The sequence below is a fragment of the Demequina aurantiaca genome, assembly GCF_050598105.1.
GTDB classification, from domain to species: Bacteria; Actinomycetota; Actinomycetes; order Actinomycetales; family Demequinaceae; genus Demequina; species Demequina aurantiaca_A.
Map to the genome: position 1 here is coordinate 2,467,218 of NZ_CP192436.1, position 16,318 is coordinate 2,483,535.

The 16,318-nt window shown below is 66.9% G+C and carries 13 protein-coding genes; 6 read left to right on the forward strand and 7 right to left on the reverse strand.

Going from position 1 to position 16,318, the window contains the following annotated elements:
• Positions 1–325 precede the first annotated feature (325 nt).
• Both ACQU6B_RS11255 and ACQU6B_RS11260 read right to left on the reverse strand, forming a co-directional pair.
• Positions 326–1,009, reverse strand: a complete 684-nt coding sequence (locus tag ACQU6B_RS11255; protein WP_430867640.1) for a response regulator — start codon at positions 1,007–1,009, stop codon at positions 326–328.
• Complete coding sequence (locus ACQU6B_RS11260) at positions 1,009–2,028, reverse strand: sensor histidine kinase (protein WP_430867641.1); 1,020 nt, start codon at positions 2,026–2,028, stop codon at positions 1,009–1,011. Before ACQU6B_RS11260 ends, ACQU6B_RS11255 begins: the two co-directional genes overlap by 1 nt.
• Before the next feature lie 173 nt (positions 2,029–2,201).
• On the opposite strand from ACQU6B_RS11260, the gene ACQU6B_RS11265 reads away from it, so the two are divergent.
• The 3 genes from ACQU6B_RS11265 to ACQU6B_RS11275 are packed head-to-tail and all read left to right on the forward strand — an operon-like array spanning position 2,202 to position 5,065.
• Positions 2,202–3,926, forward strand: a complete 1,725-nt coding sequence (locus ACQU6B_RS11265) for a PspC domain-containing protein (protein WP_430867642.1) — start codon at positions 2,202–2,204, stop codon at positions 3,924–3,926.
• Positions 3,923–4,297 (forward strand): hypothetical protein, encoded by a 375-nt coding sequence (locus tag ACQU6B_RS11270; protein ID WP_430867643.1) that lies wholly within the window; start codon positions 3,923–3,925, stop codon positions 4,295–4,297. The genes ACQU6B_RS11265 and ACQU6B_RS11270 overlap by 4 nt, the downstream gene beginning before the upstream one ends.
• Before the next feature lie 36 nt (positions 4,298–4,333).
• A complete protein-coding gene (locus ACQU6B_RS11275) occupies positions 4,334–5,065 on the forward strand; it encodes a hypothetical protein (protein ID WP_430867644.1) in 732 nt (243 codons plus the stop codon).
• A gap of 26 nt (positions 5,066–5,091) precedes the next feature.
• Here the strand turns inward: ACQU6B_RS11275 and guaA are convergent, their stop codons facing one another.
• The 4 genes from guaA to ACQU6B_RS11295 form a co-directional block, all read right to left on the reverse strand.
• A complete protein-coding gene (guaA, locus tag ACQU6B_RS11280) occupies positions 5,092–6,663 on the reverse strand; it encodes a glutamine-hydrolyzing GMP synthase (protein ID WP_430867645.1) in 1,572 nt (523 codons plus the stop codon).
• Positions 6,660–7,022, reverse strand: a complete 363-nt coding sequence (locus ACQU6B_RS11285; protein WP_430867646.1) for a DUF3817 domain-containing protein — start codon at positions 7,020–7,022, stop codon at positions 6,660–6,662. The genes guaA and ACQU6B_RS11285 overlap by 4 nt, the downstream gene beginning before the upstream one ends.
• Positions 7,019–7,858, reverse strand: a complete 840-nt coding sequence (locus ACQU6B_RS11290; RefSeq protein ID WP_430867647.1) for an SURF1 family cytochrome oxidase biogenesis protein — start codon at positions 7,856–7,858, stop codon at positions 7,019–7,021. Before ACQU6B_RS11290 ends, ACQU6B_RS11285 begins: the two co-directional genes overlap by 4 nt.
• Positions 7,859–7,970: 112 nt before the next feature.
• Positions 7,971–9,086, reverse strand: coding sequence for a diguanylate cyclase domain-containing protein (locus ACQU6B_RS11295; RefSeq protein WP_430867648.1), 1,116 nt, complete (start codon positions 9,084–9,086; stop codon positions 7,971–7,973).
• A gap of 210 nt (positions 9,087–9,296) precedes the next feature.
• Between ACQU6B_RS11295 and pta the strand changes: the two genes are divergently transcribed.
• Together pta and ACQU6B_RS11305 are read left to right on the forward strand one after the other, a co-directional pair.
• Complete coding sequence (gene pta / locus ACQU6B_RS11300) at positions 9,297–11,402, forward strand: phosphate acetyltransferase (protein WP_430867649.1); 2,106 nt, start codon at positions 9,297–9,299, stop codon at positions 11,400–11,402.
• Positions 11,399–12,535, forward strand: a complete 1,137-nt coding sequence (locus tag ACQU6B_RS11305; protein WP_430867650.1) for an acetate/propionate family kinase — start codon at positions 11,399–11,401, stop codon at positions 12,533–12,535. Before pta ends, ACQU6B_RS11305 begins: the two co-directional genes overlap by 4 nt.
• On the opposite strand, the gene ACQU6B_RS11310 is transcribed toward ACQU6B_RS11305, so the two are convergent.
• Complete coding sequence (locus ACQU6B_RS11310; protein ID WP_430867651.1) at positions 12,532–13,623, reverse strand: glycerate kinase family protein; 1,092 nt, start codon at positions 13,621–13,623, stop codon at positions 12,532–12,534. The genes ACQU6B_RS11305 and ACQU6B_RS11310 overlap by 4 nt on opposite strands.
• A 220-nt stretch (positions 13,624–13,843) precedes the next feature.
• Here ACQU6B_RS11310 and ACQU6B_RS11315 point away from each other — a divergent pair, with 220 nt between their 5' ends.
• The gene (locus ACQU6B_RS11315; protein WP_430867652.1) at positions 13,844–16,300 is read left to right on the forward strand and encodes a phosphoketolase family protein; all 2,457 of its coding nucleotides are present in this window, start codon (positions 13,844–13,846) and stop codon (positions 16,298–16,300) included.
• Positions 16,301–16,318 lie beyond the last annotated feature (18 nt).

Here is a 16,318-nt window from a genome sequence, read left to right on the forward strand (position 1 = left end):
GCTTTGCCTTTCGGGGCAAGGAGCCGATGCTCGTGCACAGATGTGCGGTCACGGCGCAGTCAGGTGACAACGCTCTATGGCACCGGCGATGGTGGCGAAGGCGGAGGTGTCCGCAATCGTTCGCCGAAGAGAATTTCTACGAGCCTCACCGGGTGACCGAGTCACTCAAAGTGGGCGAGAAGGAGAAGCAATCTGCGACGCAGGGAGTCATACTTCGACTCACCTAAGGCACCACTCTAGCAGGTGCGGTGCCGAAAGTCTCTAGCGGTCGACTCCCGCTGCTGGTATGCGCCCGGCGCGCGGCAGGTACGCGAGCCGCTCATCCCTAGACGATGCGGCGCTGCGCGGCCCAGTGAGCGAGCTCGTTGCGGTTGGACAGTTGCAGCTTGTGGAGCACCTTTCCCACGTGCGTCTCCACGGTCTTGATAGAGATGAACAGCTTGGCCGCCACCTCGCGGTACGTGTAGCCGCGCGCGATCAGCCGCATCACCTCTTGCTCGCGAGCGGTGAGCTTATCGAGGTCCTCGTCCTTCGCGGCGACCTCGCCACCCGCCGCACCGAACGCGTCCAAAACGAACCCCGCCAGCCGCGGGGAGAACACCGCGTCGCCGCCCGCGACCCTGCGTACCGCGTCGGACAGGTCTGGCCCGGAGATCGACTTTGTCACGTAGCCGCGCGCACCCGCCCTCACCGTGGCCACGACGTCGTCCGCGGCATCGGAGACCGACAGCGCGAGGACGCGCGGAGCGTCGGCGCCGCCCAGGATCTCCGCGAGGACGTCGAGCGCCCCTCCGCCGGTCCCGCCGGGCAGGTGCACGTCGAGGATCACTACCTGCGGCCTGGCCTCGCGCACCGCCTCGATCGCGCTCTCCACGTCCCGGGCCTCGCCCACCACCTCGATGTCGTCCGCGAGCGACTCCCGCACGCCCACCCGGATCACATCGTGGTCGTCGACGATGACCACCGTCACTCGGGCCGTGCCGGTGTCTGGTGCCGCGTTGTCGCTCATTATTGGACCTCTCTTGGAACTGAGATGCTGACCTCGGTGCGCTCGCCCGGCGCAGACTGCACGGAGGCCGCCCCGCCCTGGCGCTCCACGCGGCCGACGATTGACTGCTTGATGCCGAGCCGGTCCGCGGGCACCGCACCCGGGTCGAAACCCGGGCCCGAGTCGCGCACGAATATTTGGTAAGTGTCCGTGGTGAGCTCGGCGTAAACCCACACGGGGCCGATGCCGTGGCGGGCCGCATTCGAGGTCGCCTCGCGCGCCGCCTTCACCGCCGCCCACAGCCGTACGTCGGTGGGGGCGTCTCCTACCGAGACCACGTCGACGACGATTCCCTGCGCGTCCTCGACCGCATTGACCGCGAGCGCCAGCGCCGTCGCGACCGACTCGTCCTCGGTGCGTCGGTCCTGGTAAAGATAGGCGCGCAGGTCGCGCTCCTGGGCGCGGGCGAGCCGCGTGACGGCGTCGGGGTCGTTTGCCTTGGCTCGGATCAGGGTGAGCGTCTGCAGCACCGAGTCGTGCAGGTGCGCCGCGATCTCCGCTCGCTCAAACTCCCGCACGCGCTCCTGGCGCTCCACGCTGACCTGCCGAATGAGCCGCAGCCACCACGGCGCCAGCACCAGGGCGAGCGCCCCCAGCACCACCAGCGGCACCACGATCGCTCGCTGAACCGGGTCCTTGGTGAATTCCCACGTGGCAAACCACCACAGGCCGCCGATGGTCATGGCCAGTCCCAGCACCAGGCGCAGCCAGGCGTCACGGCCAAAGAGCCCCGCCAGCTTTGGCCGACGAGCATCGTCCTCGGCCGCGCGGTCGAGCGGACTCCACACCAGCGCGAGTCCCACCGCGAAAATAATCGACGGGATGATCCATACCTCGATGCCGTTAGCGCCCGAGCGGTTGGCAATCAGCACCCCGGCGATGGCCAGCAGGGCAGCCCCTATCAACGCGCGCCACCACTGGCTCGCTGCGCGCTTGCGCTCAAGGGGGCGCGCCATGCGCCGCCGGCTGGTCTCCGTCACGGCTCAATCGTCACACAGCGCGTGGGCACGGGACGGCTATATGCGCGAATATCAGGGTCAAGATCAGGGGGTCACCTCATAGCGGTCTCGGCGACGCTGGGGCGAGACTGAGTTCATTCCACCTTTCAGCGTGACGGGCCACGGCCGCAGTCACACCCCCGCAAGGAGACACCGTGTCCGACATCCCCCCTCCGCCGCATCAACGCGAGGCCGAGTTCTTCACCGCTATTCGGCGCTGGGGGGTCACGCGCAGTAGCGACGGCGTCTTTGGCGGCGTGGTCAGCGGCGTGGGTGAGCGGATCGGGCTCGCCCGGGTCCCCGCGCGGATCATCGTGGCGGTCGCGGGGCTGCTGCTCACCGGCATCGTGTTCTTGGCCTACGCCGCCGCGTGGGCGCTGCTTCCGGACCGCGACGGCAACATCGTCATCCAGAACTTCGGGCGCGGCATCACGAACGTTGGGGCACTGATCGGGATCGGAATCTTCGCGCTCATCGGCTTCTTCAACCTTGACTCCGGCTGGGTTGGAAATGGCCTCAACATTGGTGCCGACTCAGCTGACGTGTCCGGCTTCGGCCGGTTCGACGGCGCGCTCACGTGGATCTTTGGCCTGTTCGCCCTGGGAGCATCCCTGCTGATCCTGGGCGGAATCATCGCCGGGATCATCTACCTGGTGCGACGGAACAAGCGCACCGGGCAGGCCGGACCCGCCGCGGCCAACCCGACCAACCCCATCGACCCCGACGCGGCCCCTGAGGGAACAGCAGCGGCCGCAGGCGAGCCAGTGGCAGTCCCGGAACGTCCGCCTGTCCCCCCGGCCGCCCACAATCCCGCCGAACCGCAACCGTGGGAGGCCGCAGTCTTGCCGAGCGCGGCACCGGCCGGCACTGCCGCAGCATCCGCCCCCAGGACGGCCACGGCATCGGCCGCCTGGGACGGAGCGGGCTACTCACCCGTGCCGCCCGCACCGCCGCGTCCGCCCAAGCGCCGCGTCCCGGGGCCAGGCAGGCGCTTCTACTTGATCACCCTGGCGTGGATCCTCATCTCGATCGCGATCGTGGCCATCACGCAGCGCGTCGACGGCCTCGCCGTTGCCCCCGGGCTGGCCTGGCTCGCGCTCTTTACCGTGGGCTTTGGCCTCATCCTGGCAGCGATTGCCGTGGCGGGTCGCAAACTCGGCTTCCTTGGCTTCCTGTCCGTCCCGCTGCTAATGGCGGGGCTGCTCGCGGCGGTCAACAGCGGCGAAATCGCGGAGGCCTTCGACTCCGTCAGCCTGGAAATCCACGAGGCCGGCCCGGACGGCTACTGGAAGGACGGCACCCACTACGACGCTGACGGCAACCCGGTCGACGAGAGTGACTACATCGACCCCCTGATCGAGGACCCCACCGCGATCTTCGCGGACGAGTTCCAGCAGGTGCAGTTCGCCCCCAGCTGCTACGACTGGGACCTCAATCACCCCGGCAGGTGGACGGAAGCCGACGGCACTGTCTACGACGAAGGCATTACCTACCAGTCAAACGCGCGCTTAACCTACGCCGCCGTCACCGAGGACACGACCGTCGACATCACGGCGGAACACACCGTCCTCACCATCCCCCAGGGCACCAACCTGGTGATCGAGGCCGACTACAACTCGCAGGCCTGGCTCGACTGGAGATCACGCGGACTCTATTGCGAATTCTGGGGAGACGGAATACTCAACCAGGGCACGACCAGCGCCGCGACATACCTTTCCCTCGTGAACCCCGGCTCGCCCACGCTCACTCTCGCGGTGCACGACGACGCGTATGCGAACACCATTGAGATTCACGAAACCCCGGCGGTCGCATCGCCAGCCGCGGCGCCTGCCACCGCGTTACCCGACCCGACCGTCACTGACGAGGAGAACCAGCCATGACCGAACTACGACGCACGAGCGCGGGACGATTCTCCGGAGCGCTCTGGGGCATCCTGGTCGCGGCCTGCGGCGGACTCATGATCGCGTCATTCAACGGCTTCGTTGTGGACGTCCAGCTGGTCGTGATCCTCGCCCTGTGCGGGCTTGGCCTGTGGCTGCTGCTCACCGCACTCTTCGCGAGCGGCGCCAGGTCGCGGACCACCCAACGCGATCCCGGGACGCCCACTTCCGCCGACCATCCCGACAGTCCAGCTGATGATGAAGCGGCTGGCGACGAAGCCAACGTCCCGGCAGATGGCACGCGAGAGGACTCTGCTGCGGAGGACGTACCAGCGGCATCTGGGGAAGATTCGCCACCCGCGCTGCGTTGACCAGGGCGACAACGACGCCTGACGGATGGAGACGAAATGACCAACGCGCGCAACAAGAATCTCACCACGACGTTCTGGGCGGTTCCCCTTGCCCTCACGCTTGTGGTGGCTGGCTGCTCGGGGCAGGACAGCGATCCCACCCCCACCGTGACCGCCACGCAGTCAGACTCAGGCGCCCAACCGACCGCGTCTCCCACGTCGCAGACTGACGCCTCCATCGATGTTGAATCGGGGGCAGATCCCAGTGCCGACGCGCAGGACGCCGAGGGCGTCGCATCCCTGGGAACCGCCGTCGCCACGGTGAAGATCACCTTGCCCGGCGAGTGGCAGTACGAGGGAACCTACGGGGACGGGGCTCTCCCCTACGCCGTGCTGGTGGACGCAGCAGAGCCGTTCGATCTGTCGGAGCCAGGCTCACAGGCCTACGCGGACTCCGTCTGGGTGCAGGTCGAGACGTACAGGGTCGGCGAAGAATCCCCGTACGGCGACGCCGTGCCGGAGAGCGCCGACGCCTTTGCCGATCAGATCGCGGAGGCGACGGGCGGCGAGGGTGAAACCCTCACGGGCGGGGACATTCCTCTCATCCGCGTTGAGTACGAGAACGATGAGGGCGTCGAGGCCGACGATCTGCTCGCGCGGCACGGAGACATTTGGATCCTCGCCCGCCCCACCAACGTGGACGTCGATGAGTACTGGGACGACGTGCAAGACGGGGACGGCCAGACCGGCATTTTGCGCGCCGTGCTGCAGGAGTCCGAAATAAAGTAAGCGACCTAACTACCGGAGCGCCGAGATTACTCCCACTCGATGGTTCCCGGCGGCTTGGACGTCACGTCGAGGACCACGCGGTTGATCTCCTCGACCTCATTGGTGATGCGATTGGAGATCAGCGCGAGCACCTCGTAGGGCACCCGCGTCCAGTCCGCCGTCATCGCGTCCTCGGAGGAGACTGGGCGCAGCACCACGGGGTGGCCGTACGTGCGTCCGTCACCCTGGACGCCGACCGAGCGGACGTCCGCGAGCAGCACCACGGGGCACTGCCAGATGTCGCGGTCGAGGCCTGCCTTGGTGAGCTCCTCGCGGGCGATCGCGTCGGCCGCCTGCAGGATGTCGATGCGCTCCTGGTTGACTGCGCCGATGATCCTGATGCCCAGTCCGGGGCCCGGGAACGGCTGACGCCACACCATGTAGTCGGGCAGACCCAGCTCGGCACCTACGGCGCGAACCTCGTCCTTGAACAGCGCGCGCAGCGGCTCGACCAGTCCGAATTCGAGGTCCTCCGGCAGCCCGCCGACGTTGTGGTGGCTCTTGATGTTCGCGGCCCCCTCGCCGCCCCCGGACTCGACCACGTCTGGGTACAACGTGCCCTGCACCAGGAACTTCACGGGTTCGCCGTCGGGCGCCGCGGCGACGATATCGCGCTCGGCGGCCTCGAAGGCGCGGATGAACTCGCGGCCGATGATCTTGCGCTTGGTCTCGGGGTCCGTCACGTCAGCGAGCGCGTCCAGGAAACGCTGCTTCTCGTCCGCCACCACGAGCTTGACGCCCGTGACCTCGACGAAGTCGCGCTCGACCTGCTCTGCCTCGCCCTGACGCAGTAGCCCGTGATCGACAAATACACAGGTGAGCTGATCGCCGACTGCCTTCTGGACGATCGCGGCGGCCACCGCGGAGTCGACTCCGCCGGACAGCCCGCAGATGACTCGCGCGTTGCCGACCTGCTCGCGGATCAGCGCGACCTGCTCGTCGATCACGTTCGTAGCCGTCCAGTCACCGGCGATGCCCGCGACGTTGTAGAGGAAGTTCTCGATCGCGGCCTGGCCCAGCGGCGAGTGCTTGACCTCGGGGTGCCACTGCACGCCGCACATCTGGCGCTCGAGGTTTTCGAAGGCGGCCACCGGCGCGCCGTCGGTCGTCGCGAGCACGGTGAAGCCCTCCGGAGCGGTCTGCACGGAGTCGCCGTGGCTCATCCAGACTTCCTGCTCCGCCGGGCTGCCCGCAAGGGCCGTGCCAGCATCGGCGACGCGTGCGGTGGTGCGGCCGTACTCGCGCAGGCCGGTCTTCGCGACCGTGCCGCCAAGCGCCGCGGCCATCGCCTGGAAGCCGTAACAGATGCCCATGACTGGCACGCCGGCTTCGAAGAGCGCGGGGTCAATCTGTGGTGCGCCGTCGGCGTAGACGGACGAGGGGCCGCCGGAGAGAATCACGGCGGCGGGGTTCTTCGCGAGCATGTCCGCGGCGCTCATCGAGTGCGGCACCACCTCGGAGTACACACGCGCCTCGCGCACGCGGCGCGCGATTAGCTGGGCGTACTGCGCGCCGCAGTCCACTACCAGGACGGGTCGCTGCTGCAGGGTTTCGGTCATGAGTTCAGTCCATTCTTGACTTCTCGGGCGAGTTTGGCCTCGAGGAACAACCCGATCACCGGGACGACGCCGCCGAGCGCCATGTAGACCAGGCGCCCAAACTTCCACTTCATCTTGGTCCACAGGTCGAGGCAGGTCAGCAGGTAGACCACGTAAATCCACCCGTGCACGATCCCTATGCCGAGGGCGATCGCGAGGAATCCCTCGTGCTCCCACTGGAACACCCACTGCCCGATGTACTTCACGAGAGTCACTACCGTCAGCACGATCAGGAAGGTTCCCGTGATGATCGCCATCACGCGGTAGCGAGTCAGCGCTCCCCGGATCTTGTCCGCTCGTGCCTGTGTCGTTGCGCTCACGCATCGTCCTTTCGGGTGTCGGCATTGCCGACCGCCACGGTGTTAGCTAAGTCAGCCGTGTTATCGATGACAGCCTCGCTGTCGAGTTCGGCATCGTCAGTGGAGGTAAAACCATTGTCGCGTATCCACCGCACGCCAATAAACAACGCGAAGGCGCCGAAGATCCACCATTCGACGGAGTACGCGAGGTACTGCAGGTTCAGCTTGCTCACGGCGGGCGGCGGGGGCAGCGGGTCCCACGACGGCGACCCCTCGTACGAGGTGAGCACTGCCGAGTACAGCGGGCTAGGCCACACCTGCGCGAACTCCGCCACCGACATCGACGTGCTCCACGTCGCGCCCGGGATTTCCGTGTCCGGCAGCCCGATGTTCGCCGTTGATTGTTCGGCGGAGCGCATGAAACCGTCTAAAGCGACAGTGCCGGGCTGCGCATCGGGGCCCACCTCGTCGCCCTCGGGCCTCCAGCCCACGACCACCGCGAGCGTGGCGGGGGCTCCGGTGCCGGTGAGATGGGCGTCCACTATCAGTGGCCGCACCAGGAGTTCGGCGGCCACTCCCTCGACCTCGCGACCGGGAATGATGACGGCGTCGGCATCGGCCCACGTGCCTGCGACGGACACCTGACGGCCGATGGCCATCCCGGCTGACGATGCCGGCGCGAGGACGTCGGCGATCGGCACCGTGGGCTCGGGGACCACCGCGACAGCCTGCTCGTGGGAACGAGTCCACTGCCACCAGCCGAGCGCCGCAGTCGTTGTCACCGCGGCGAGAATGATGAGGGTCGCGGTCGCGATGGCGAGAACGCGCACCTTTCGGCGCGGCACGGCGGTCGTCACGGCAACTCACTCCCTACTGGCCTGGCGATACCGGTGCACGTTCGAGGCACGGCTCGCTCTGGCGACACCCTAGTTTCCCACGACCCGCGGTGGCACTGGTGCCACCGTCGCCTCAAGACTCCAGGCTGGCCGATACGACTACGTTGCGTCCCGAGGCTTTGGCCTCGTAGAGGTTGGAGTCGGTCAATCTCAGGACCGCATCACGCGCGGCGAATCGGCGCGCATACACGACGCCTATTGAGATGGTCACCGCGGCGCCGTTGCCGCGGAAGTGCTCCTCGAGGTCGCGGCGCGCGCCCTCCATCAGGCCCTCGGCCTCAGCCAGGGTCAGGCCTGGCATCACGATGAGGAATTCCTCTCCACCCCACCTCGCGACGTAGCCCGCTTCGCCGACGGACTCCTCCAGCGTCGAGGCCGCGTCCGCCAGCACCTCGTCGCCAGCACCGTGACCGAGCGCGTCGTTGACGCGCTTGAAGCGGTCGAGGTCGCCGAGCGCCACGCAGTAGTCGCCGTCTTGAGCCGCCGACGTCAGGAACGGCGCGACGCCGCGACGGTTGAGCAGGTGGGTCAGCGCATCGGTATGGGAGGCGATGCGCGCCTCCTCGAGCAGGGTGCCGTTGTGCCGACGCTCGCGGTTGAAGTAGAAGTCGGCGAAGGCGGACTGCGCGATGAGTAGCGTCATGGTCGAGACCAGCATCAACACCGCGCACCACGTCAGCCAGACGTCGCTCACCGCGACCCATGGGTCTGCGAAGGCGGGGTCGGCGTACACCCACACACCGGCTGCCACCGCGACACCGATCACGGCGGTGCGCGCCAGTCGGTGCGTCGGTATGAACAGGGCGAACGCGAGGGCGGGCATCCCGAACAGGGCGAACTGGAAACCGGCCGACCGCGAGAAGACCTCGGCGAGGAAGGTGTATTGGGCGATCGCCGCCAGGATGCCGAGACCAGACATCCACGGTGAGTAGCCGCGCTTACTGACGACCCAGCCGACCGCCCACACGGCGATCATCGCGATCTGCGTCAGGCCCGGCAGGAGGAAGCTCCACCCGTTGTGTGACAGCAGCACGAACACCCAGGGGAGGTTCGCGAGCGACGTCAGCACGTAGAAGTTGTTGGCGCCCATCACGGCGCGGGCCTCGGTGCGGCTCGCGGCGTCGAGCCCCCGCGTGCTGAGAGACGACCAGGCTCGGTGCAGTGCGCCGAGCGTCGCGAGTCTCGTCATGCGGCATGGCCTCCCTGTGTGGCGCCGTGACGCCATCGACCTCTTGCGAATCACCTGTACTGGGCGCCATTCCACAAGAGGTACCTGGCAAGTGTATGGGAAGCGACTCAAAAGCGCGGGCTCGGCCGCCTCCTAATTGCACAGCCTTCGCTCTATACCCGGGACCAATGTCCAGTGACAACCATGGGCATAACGTGGAATGCTGTTGCCGTGGCCAGAAGCATCTACATCGCGTCCGCCGAGGGAAACTCGGGCAAGTCAACTATCGCGCTCGGAATCACCGACCTCCTCACGCGATCCGTGGGCAAGGTAGGCATCTTCCGGCCCGTGGCCCGCGTCGCCGACGGCACGGACTATGTCCTCGACCTACTGCTGGGTCACGAAGGCGTCTCGCAGACCTACGAGGATTCCGTTGGCGTGACCTACGACGAGGTGCACGCGGACCCCGATGCCGCGCTCGCCACCATCGTCGCCCGCTACCACCAAGTGGCCAGCGGGTGCGACGCCGTCGTGATCGTTGGCACCGATTACACCGACGTCTCCGGCCCCGCCGAGTTCGAGTTCAACGCACGCATCGCCGCCAACCTCGGCGCGCCGGTCGCGCTGGTTGTCCACGGCATCGACCGCACTCCAGCCGAGATCGCCCAGGTCGTCGAGCAGGCCAGTCTAGAGATGTCGGAGTCGCACGCCCACGTATCCGCCGTCTTCGCGAATCGCTGCGACCCGGAGCAGCTCGATGAGGTGATGGCCGCGTTGCCAGCGGGAATCGCGGTAGGTGCGCTTCCCGACGATCCCATCCTGGTCGCACCCCTGCTGAGCGCCCTCGTTGACGCGGTGGAGGGTCACGTGGTGTCCGGCGACCCCGAACTCCTGTCGCGCGAGGTACGCGCGCTGACTGTCGGCGCCATGAACACCGAGCACCTCCTGGACCGCCTCAAGGAAGGCGGCGTGATCATCGTCCCGGGCGACCGCGCCGACACCCTGCTGGCGGTCATCAGCGCGCACGGCGCGGAAGGCTTCCCCACCCTGTCCGGAGTCATTCTTAACGGCGGCTTTGCGACGCCCCCCTCGATTAAGCGGCTTATTGAGGGCCTGGGCTCGTCGTTGCCAATCATCCGCACCGCGCTCGGCACGTTCGAGGCCGCCACCAGGTGCTCCGCCACGCGCGGTCGACTCTCGCGCGACAGCGCGATCAAGGTCGACATGGCGCTGTCAATGTTCGACCGAGTGGTCGACACCGAGGCCCTGCTGCGCCTGCTAGACGTCACGCGCATCGACGTGGTGACGCCGCTCATGTTCGAGTACGACCTGCTGGACCGCGCGCGCTCCGACAAGCGACACATTGTGCTCCCGGAGGGCACCGACGACCGCATCCTGCGTGCCGCCTCAACGCTGCTGACCCGCGAGGTGGTGGACCTTACTATCCTCGGCAACGAGTCCGCGATTCGCTCACGTGCCGGCGAGTTGGGGCTCGACATCGAGGGCGCCCGGATCATCTCCACAGACGACCCCGAGTACGTGGAACCGTTCGCCGCGAGGATCGCCGAACTGCGCGCCGCCAAGGGGACGACGCTAGAGCAGGCTCGGGACATGGTCCAAGACGTGAGCTACTTCGGCACCATGATGGTGCGCGAGGGGCTCGCGGACGGCATGGTGTCCGGCGCGGCCCACACCACCGCCCACACCATCAGCCCCGCGTTCCAGGTCATCAAGACCCCGCCCGGCGTGTCCATCGTGTCCTCCGTGTTCTTCATGTGCCTCGAGGACCGAGTACTGGTTTACGGGGACTGCGCGGTCAATCCGGACCCGACCGCCGAGCAGCTCGCGGAGATTGCGATCTCCTCCGCCGAGACAGCGCGCCAGTTCACCATCGAGCCGCGGATTGCGATGCTGTCGTACTCGACCGGCGCATCGGGTTCCGGCGACGACGTGGACAAGGTCAGGCGCGCCACCGCGATTGTCCGCGAACGCCGCCCCGACCTCCTGGTCGACGGCCCGATGCAGTACGACGCGGCCGTCGAGCCCAGCGTCGCGGCCTCCAAGGCCCCCGATTCCGCAGTGGCGGGACGCGCTACGGTGCTGGTCTTCCCGGACCTCAACACCGGCAACAACACGTACAAGGCGGTGCAACGCTCGGCGGGCGCCGTCGCCATCGGCCCCGTGCTTCAGGGCCTGCGCAAGCCCGTCAACGACCTGTCGCGTGGGGCGCTGGTGCAGGATATCGTCAACACCGTCGCAATCACGGCCATCCAGGCACAGCAACTCGATGCACCCGCCGTCGGCGCATCGAGCCCCACCGAGGAGATTCAAGCGTGAGCGTCAACTACCTGGGGCTTGCACTGGTCCTCAATTGCGGTTCGAGTTCCGTCAAATACCAGGTCGTGGACACCACACTCGACGAGCCGATTTTCGCGGGCCTGCTCGAACGGGTGACCGATCACGCCGCCGCTATCAAGATAATCATTAGCGAGCTCGGGGACCCGAGTGCCGGAGTGGACGTTGGGGCGATCACAGTAGTGGGCCACCGCGTGGTCCAGGGAGGGGAGGAGTTCTCCGCGCCAACTATTGTGACCGATGAGGTCGAGCACAAGATCGCGCTCCTCTCCACGCTCGCGCCACTACATAATCCTGCGAACCTTGCCGGCATCACCGCCGCGCGCGCCGCCTTTCCCCACCTGCCGCACGTCGCAGTCTTTGACACCGCATTCCACTCCACCTTGCCTGAAGCTGCGTACACCTACGCCATCGATAGGCACGTCGCACGCGAACACGGAGTGCGCCGCTACGGGTTCCACGGCACGTCGCACGCGTACGTTTCTCGGGAGACGGCCCGGCTGATGGGGCGCGACGTGCGCGACATCAACACCATTGTGTTGCACCTAGGAAACGGCGCGTCTGCCTGCGCAGTCCGGGGTGGCCGTTCCATCGACACCTCGATGGGCCTGACCCCGCTCGAGGGGTTAGTGATGGGCACGCGCTCGGGCGACATCGACCCAGCGGTGGCGCTGCACCTGGCCCGGACGGCCGGTATGACAATCGACGAGATTGATACCCTTCTCAACCGCCAATCTGGGATGCTCGGCCTCACTGGATATTCAGACATGAGGGATGCACACAAATCCGCGAATCAGGGCAACCATGACGCGATTCTGGGCCTCGAAATCTACGCGCGGCGCATCCGGGGCTACATTGGCCAGTACTTCGCTCAAATGGGCTCGCTAGACGCGATCGCGTTCACGGCCGGGGTCGGCGAGAACGACTATTGGGTCCGTTCGAACTCCCTCGCGGGACTCTCAGGTCTTGGCATCGAGATCGACCTCGATCGCAATGTGCGTCGCTCTAAGGAGGCCACACTCATCAGCACTGACACATCCGCCGTGCAAGTATGGGTCGTCCCGACCAACGAGGAACGCGAAATCGCACTGCAGTCCATCGCAGCAGTCTCCTAGCCCGCGAGCGCGCTAGCCGCCTGAGCGCCCGCTATTCGTAGCCAGCGGGTAGGGTCCCGCCGAGCTTCCTTGACCGACCCCGCGACGTCTACCAGCGCGGCCGACCAGCCCTGCGGACGCATCGTGATCTGTCCCGCAATCACGCCTGTTCGCACCCCCGCGGCAGCCGCCAGCGAGAGCAGCTCGCCGACCACCTTGCCGCGCGTCGACTGGTGATCGAACTGGCCCTCGCCGGTCACGATGACGTCGAGCTCCGGGAGCATGGCGTCCAGCCCGCTCGCCCGCCGCACGTAGAGTGCGCCCGACTCCAGCCGCGCGCCCCACAGCGCCTGGAATCCGTATGCCGTGCCCCCAGCGGCCCCCGCTCCCGGAGCCTCTGGCGCGCCTCCGAGCATCGTCGAGACGTGACGCAGTGCATTTTCAAGTTCGGCGACCTGCTTCGGGGTCGCGCCCTTCTGAGGCGCGAACACCGCAGCGGCACCGCGAGGTCCCAGCAGCGGTGCGGTGACGTCGGTCAGCGTCGCCACTCCGCCAGCGGGTCGCCGCTTGAGACGGGAGGTGTCTACTGTGCGCACGTCCGCGAGCGCGCCGCCGCCGTCCACGATGGTGCTTCCGTCGGCTCCGTAGAGCTCCAGGCCGAGCGCCCGCAGCGCGCCCAGACCTGCGTCAGTGCACGCCGATCCGCCTAGCGCGATTGTCAAGATTGGAGCGCCCGCTTCGACCGCGTGCGCGATCACCTCGCCCAATCCGCGCGTCGTGGCTCCCGTCGCATCGTGCCGCCGCATGAGGGACAGCCCGCTGACCTCGGCGAGTTCGACCACCGCGCCGCCGTCGGGTAGGCGCAGCCAGCGCCCGCGTACCGGGCGCCCATCGGGTCCAGTGACCCAGCCGGCGTCGACCAACCTGGCGGCCGGGAAGTAGTGCGCGAGCGCTACGAGCGTGCCCTCCCCGCCATCGGCCTGCGGCAGTATTCGCAAATCGTCCTCGCCGCGGACCGACGCCCACCCCTCGGCGATCGCGAGGGCGACCGCGAGGGCGTCCAGGGACCCCTTGAAGGAGTCTGGGGCAATCGCGACGGTGAGGGCCATTTCCTGCGAGTTTACGTACCCCCCACTCAGAAACTCTGAATTTGACCGGCCTAGATGAATATGTGGTGCTGACCGGCAGGGAGACCCGGATCGTCCTACAGTCGGAAGCGGCGGTGAGTTAACGAGCGTTGTGGAATGGCGCCGCCAGGACCTGGGTCCCAGGACCACATCGACCTCACCCCGTTGAATGGAACTAGTCAACACATCACAGGAGGAAACGATGAACATCGGACCATGGGCTGCGCGCCAACACGACGCAGCGAGTGACGATCAGATCGACGCCATCGATCGATGGTGGAGGGCGACCAACTACCTATCGGTGGGACAGATCTACCTGCTCGGCAATCCGCTTCTCCGCGAGCCCCTCACCCGGAACCACGTCAAGCCACGCCTCGTGGGCCACTGGGGCACGACCCCCGGGCTGAACTTCCTTTACGCGCACCTCAACCGCATCATCAGCGAGCGCCAGCAGCCCACCATGTACATCATCGGCCCCGGTCACGGCGGACCCGGCCTCGTCGCCTCGAGTTACCTCGACGGCACCTATTCGGCGACCTACCCCGACATCGGCCTGGACGAGCGCGGCGTGCAACGCCTGTTCAAGCAGTTCTCCTTCCCGGGCGGCATTCCCTCCCATGTCGCCCCCGAGACCCCCGGATCGATTCACGAGGGCGGGGAGCTCGGCTACTCGCTGTCCCACGCCTACGGAGCCGCGTTCGACAACCCCGACCTGCTGGTCGCCGCGATCGTGGGCGACGGCGAGGCCGAGACCGGCCCGCTGGCCACCTCGTGGCACTCCAACAAGTTCATCAACCCCAAGACCGACGGCGTCGTGCTACCGATCCTGCACCTCAACGGGTACAAGATCGCCAACCCCACCGTCCTGGCCCGCATCGGAGACGACGAGCTTGACGCGTTGATGCGCGGTTACGGTCACAAGCCCTTCGTGTTCGAGGCCGGCTTCGACGACGAGTCACACGCTGACATCCACCGTCGCATGTCCGTGCTGCTGGACGATGTCATGGACGAGATCGCGGCGATCAAGGCCGAGGCCGCGGATAACATCGACATGGAACGCCCGATGTGGCCCATGATCGTGTTCCGCACCCCCAAGGGCTGGACCTGCCCGCCGGAGATCGACGGCAAGAAGACAGAGGGTTCGTGGCGCTCGCACCAGGTGCCGCTGTCCAACGCCCGCGACACCGACGCTCACCTGCAGACCCTTGAGGGCTGGCTGAAGTCCTACAAGCCGGAGGAGCTGTTCGACGAGGCCGGCGCGCTGCTGCCCTCGACCACGGCCATCGGCCCCAAGGGCGAGCTGCGCATGTCGGCCCGCCCCGAGGCCAACGGCGGGCTGGTCTCGAAGGACCTACGCATGCCCGACTTCCGCGACTTCGCGGTGGACGTGCCCGTACCTGGTAGCGGCCCCCACGAGGGCACCAAGCAGCTCGGCATGTTCCTCAAGGCGGTCATCGAGGAGAACCCGACCAACTTCCGCATCTTTGCCCCGGACGAGCTCGCCTCGAACCGGCTGCAATCTGTGCTGGAGGTCACCGATAAGGTCTGGGAAGGCAAGCGGATTGACGACGACACCTTCACCGCGAGCCACGGCCGCGTCATCGAGATGCTGTCCGAGCACCAGTGCCAGGGCTGGCTCGAGGGCTACACCCTCACCGGCCGCCACGGCCTGTTCACCTCGTACGAGGCGTTCATCCACATCATCGACTCGATGTTCAACCAGCACGCCAAGTGGCTCAAGGTCTCGCGGGAGATTCCGTGGCGCCAGCCCGTGCCTTCGCTCAACTACTTGCTGTCCAGCCACGTCTGGCGCCAGGACCACAACGGGTTCTCTCACCAGGACCCCGGCTTCATCGACCACGTGATCAACAAGAGCGCCGAGGTGGTGCGGGTCTACCTGCCCGCCGACGCCAACACGTTGCTCAGCACCTACGACCACTGCCTGCGTTCGCGCGACTACGTAAACGTCGTGATCGCGGGCAAGCAGCCGCAGGCCCAGTGGTTGACCATGGACCAGGCGATCGACCACTGCACGCGTGGACTGGGCATTTGGGACTTCGCGTCCAACGTGCCCGATGGCGAGGAGCCCGACGTGGTGATGGCCGCCGCTGGCGACGTCCCCACCATCGAGATCCTGGCCGCGATCGACATCATCCGTCAGGAGCTGCCGGAGATCAAGGTGCGCATGGTCAACGTCGTCGACCTGATGCGCCTGCAGCCAGAGAAGGAGCACCCGCACGGCATGTCTGACCGGGCGTTCGACCAGCTCTTCACCACCACCAAGCCGATCATCTTCAACTATCACGGCTACCCGTGGCTGATCCACCGCCTCACCTACCGTCGTAACGGGCACGCGAACCTGCACGTACGCGGCTACAAGGAGGAGGGCACTACGACCACGCCGTTCGACATGGCGATGATGAACGACATCGACCGGTACCACCTAGTCATGGACGTCATCGACCGGGTTCCAAGCCTCGGCACCCGCGCAGCGGCCCTCCGTCAGGACCTCTTCGACCGCCGCCTCGCGGCACGTCGCCACGCCCTTCAGCACGGCAGCGACATCCCCGTCGTGGCCGACTGGGTATGGCCCGATGCCAAGGGAAGCGACCACGCCGAGTTCGCCGGCAGCGTCGCCACCGGCGGCGACAACGAATAGACCCCCCAGCAAAACCGG